This is a genomic window from Methylobacterium sp. J-076 (assembly GCF_022829405.1).
In the GTDB taxonomy this organism is placed as follows: Bacteria; Pseudomonadota; Alphaproteobacteria; order Rhizobiales; family Beijerinckiaceae; genus Methylobacterium.
The window spans coordinates 1-663 of sequence record NZ_JAKSXW010000075.1 but is presented as its reverse complement, the minus strand read 5'-3'; the positions used below and the strand labels follow the sequence as shown (position 1 = coordinate 663).

Annotated in this window: 1 protein-coding gene; it reads left to right on the top strand. The window is 73.8% G+C overall.

The genetic code is table 11. The annotated features are described in order from the left end of the window. Positions 1-480 precede the first annotated feature (480 nt). A partial coding sequence (locus MKK53_RS06400; protein ID WP_243927862.1) for a hypothetical protein occupies positions 481-663 on the top strand: 183 nt, incomplete at its 3' end.

The window sequence follows — 663 nt, the reverse complement described above, 5'->3', positions numbered from 1 at the left end:
TACGCCGGTCATTGCAAGCGCAGCGAACCAATCCAGCCATTCGGACGAAGCGCGGGGTTCCCCCTCTCCCCGCCTGCGGGGAGAGGCCCACGGACACCTTGTCGTGTCCGTGGGAAGCGAAGGCGAAGCCGCAGCGACGGTGAGGGGGCTTGCCGGACGAGCCTCCTCCGTCGCGCGCCCTCACCCTCGGCTGCCCCCTCGCCGCGCAGCCGACGGTGGCGGCTCGGCCCTCTCCACCCAGGCGGGGAGGGGGGGAACCATGCGCTTCGTCCGAATGGCTGGATTGGTTCGCTGCGCTTGCAATGACCGGCGTAGGTGGAATTCCCCCCTCCCCGCCTGCGGGGAGAGGGCCGCCCCGACCCCGTCGTCGGCGCGGCTAGGCGGCAGCCGAGGGTGAGGGCGCGCGCCGGAGGAGGCTCGTCCGGCAAGCCCCCTCACCGCCGCTGCGGCTTCGCCTTCGCTTCCCACGGACACGACAAGGTGTCCGTGGGCCTCTCCCCGCAGGCGGGGAGAGGGGGAACCCCGCCCTTCGTCCAGGCGCCAGGGCGCCTGCGCGCCTTCGTCCGGCGCAGCGAGGGCGGCCTCGTCCTGCTCGCCACCGTCGTCGGCTGCCTGTCGGGCATCGCCGTCTCGGGGATGACGGGGCTGACCCAGGGCCTGCGC